General features: G+C 42.1%; 5 protein-coding genes and 1 pseudogene. All 6 read right to left on the minus strand.

Annotation, left to right across the window (positions count from 1 at the left end; all coding sequences use genetic code 11):
- Positions 1-279: recombination protein NinB (locus H1X92_RS10835; protein ID WP_180560165.1), on the minus strand; the 279-nt coding region annotated here is incomplete at its 3' end.
- Positions 280-290: 11 nt separating this feature from the next.
- Positions 291-485, minus strand: coding sequence for a hypothetical protein (locus H1X92_RS10840; RefSeq protein WP_180560166.1), 195 nt, complete (start codon positions 483-485; stop codon positions 291-293).
- Complete coding sequence (locus H1X92_RS16255; protein WP_180560167.1) at positions 478-681, minus strand: Lar family restriction alleviation protein; 204 nt, start codon at positions 679-681, stop codon at positions 478-480. Before H1X92_RS16255 ends, H1X92_RS10840 begins: the two co-directional genes overlap by 8 nt.
- Position 682: 1 nt before the next feature.
- Entirely contained in the window at positions 683-913 is a 231-nt protein-coding gene (locus H1X92_RS10850) for a DUF1187 family protein (protein ID WP_180560168.1), read from the minus strand.
- 14 nt (positions 914-927) lie between these two features.
- The gene (locus tag H1X92_RS10855; RefSeq protein ID WP_180560101.1) at positions 928-2,301 is read right to left on the minus strand and encodes a replicative DNA helicase; all 1,374 of its coding nucleotides are present in this window, start codon (positions 2,299-2,301) and stop codon (positions 928-930) included.
- A 1-nt stretch (position 2,302) separates the two neighbouring features.
- Positions 2,303-2,587, minus strand: a pseudogene (locus H1X92_RS10860) (replication protein); the annotation flags it as partial.

Consider the following 2,587-nt stretch of genomic DNA (forward strand, 5'->3'; position numbering starts at 1 on the left):
CTGTGTGGTCACATCGATACGCTCTACAACTTCATAACCTAAGAATGTATGTTTCAACATTTCTTTCACCTGCTCTGGAGTGTAATTAGCGTCATTTGCACACAGATATTTGCTTATCTCAGATGCCCACAAATGAAAAAGTGCATTTTGCGATAGGCTTCGAGTCTGCTTGAAGGGCTTGATAACAAGTTGATGCGGTTGGTTTGTTGCAAGAACAGCTTTTAAAGTTTGCCAGACGGATTGTTTAGTTGATTCGTGGAAGAGTAAGTTTTCTTCCATATTTCTCCATGTTATAAATTAGAAAAATACTGATACATGAAATAAACACCCAAAACCATACAACAGGCGAAAGCTAGCATCGATATAAACTTTGCAATGAGAAATTCGACGTTTTCTTCATAGAGAAAGATTCCCGCAGTCACACTGATACCGAGTAACATAAATAGCCAGCAGCCACCCAATAACAAAATCATGATTTCACTCATTATCAACTCTCTTGTTCCAAATTTTCACCGCCTCTTTTCTTTTTGAATGCCAGGCCGTTCTTACTCCGCATTTCAGACATAAAGCCTGATAACCATCAGCAAACCTCACTGTTGGTGTCCCATTCATTGTGCAAATCAAGCAATCATTACTTCCACAAAACGGACAGTCTTTAAGCTCGCTTGTTTTCACAATCACTTTAAATCTCCTTACAGATAAAATTTATCAACTTGATTTGAGCTGGCTTTCCAGCTTTTAGATTGACAGCAGTCCAGTAGTAATCAAGCTCGCTAAATTGCATTTTGAACATGGACGGCTGGGATAACATTTTCAGGCAATCTTTTTCTGATAGTGCTCTGTCGCTAAAGCGCTGCCAATGCACAGGTTCGCCGCCATCCTTAACAAGGGTTGCTTCAATTTGGTATTTCATTGGGGGGGTCCTGATTAAATCGTTGCGCCTTGAGCGTAGCGCCTTAAACTTTGTTGATGAGATGATTGTGAGATTGCTCCTGCTTCCTGTTGATTGGTATCGATAAAATGACCGTTTTTAAACTCCTGATAAACCGTACCCGTTTTGCCAAATCGATTTTTGGTTACAATAATTTCAGCATACTTCGCTGAGGGTGAATTTTCGTTATAAACCCCGTCACGATACAGCATGATAATGCTGTCTGCATCTTGCTCAACGTTGCCAGAATCCCGTAAATCAGCGTTAACTGGGCGCTTGTTTGTCCGCTTTTCAACCTCTCTTGATAACTGGCTCAATGAGATTACGGGCGTTTTTAATGTTTTTGCCAGCCGTTTCAAATTCGCGGAAATATGCGCTATCGCAAGGTCATTTCGTTCAGCTCTCGGTTTATCAATTAATCCGAGGTAATCAACCATGATTAACGACAGTTGGGGATATTCTTTTTTTTGTCTGGTGGCAACAGAGGCTATCTGCTCAACAGTAAGTTTACTTGCATCCACTATCCATACATCTAAATCATGCAACAAACCAATCGCACCAGTTATCTTATTCCAGTGTTCCTGCTCTAATCGTGAGGGATTTCTCAACATTGAAACGGGGAGATTTGACGCCTGGGCAATCTGTCTTTCAATGATTTGGCCTGAATCCATTTCCATTGAAAAAATAAGCACGCCACGCCGCTGATTTATGTCCCTGATTTCCTGACTGGCAACACTTCTGGCAATCTTCAATGCAAATTCGGTTTTCCCCATACCCGGTCTGGCAGCAACAATCACTAAATCCACCGGATTAATACCTCCCGTTATCTCATCCAGCTCACTTATACCTGTTTTTAAGGCGCTTGACTGTTCACCGTTTTGTAGACGATTTTCCAGTAACTCGGTGTAATCACTAATAAGTTCCTTCAAATTTACAGGCTTGATTTCTTCTTTCGAAGTTCGCAATTTTGTCGCTTTCGACAAAAAATCATCAATAGCCTGCGTGGCTGACTGGATAGACCCATTAGCAACAACATCCTTGACCGAATTTATCATCGCTAAAAATTCCCGTCGTTGATAATTCTCAGCAACCATTTTTGCATAACCTTTCAAATTGGCTGCACTCGGGCAATCTTTAGCCATCGACATAACCTGAATAAAATTACCCTTTCCCATCTGTTCAGCCACCATCACCATATCAATCATGCTTCTGGTTTTAGCCTGGCATTGAATTATTTTGTAGATTTCACGACAGAAATGGGAGGAAAAAGCATTAGGCTCAAGCGTAGACAATACATCACTGGCGTCTGGCGTTAAACCTGAAATCAGCAAACCCCCTATCACGCTTGCCTCAAGTTGATAGTTGACCATGTTAATACCCCCTATCGGCAAACTTCCCTTCACGAACGCCTGTTAGCGTGGTTTCTCTCAGCAGGTAATCAATATCCGCTGTCCAGCCCGTGTTGTTCTCACCAAAGTAAAACGGCTTTGCCATGCCAACGAATGCTCTCACGTAGGCTCGCCAGCCATCTAGGTTTGGATTAGCCAGTAAGCCAACAATTTTCTTCAAACGGGTTTTACGCTTGGGATTGGCTTCAACAGCGTGGGGTAGTCTGTCACCCACTTCCTCGTTGTAGGCAACCAGATAATCGTTGTA

Source organism: Arsenophonus endosymbiont of Apis mellifera, from assembly GCF_903968575.1.
GTDB lineage: Bacteria > Pseudomonadota > Gammaproteobacteria > Enterobacterales > Enterobacteriaceae > Arsenophonus > Arsenophonus apicola.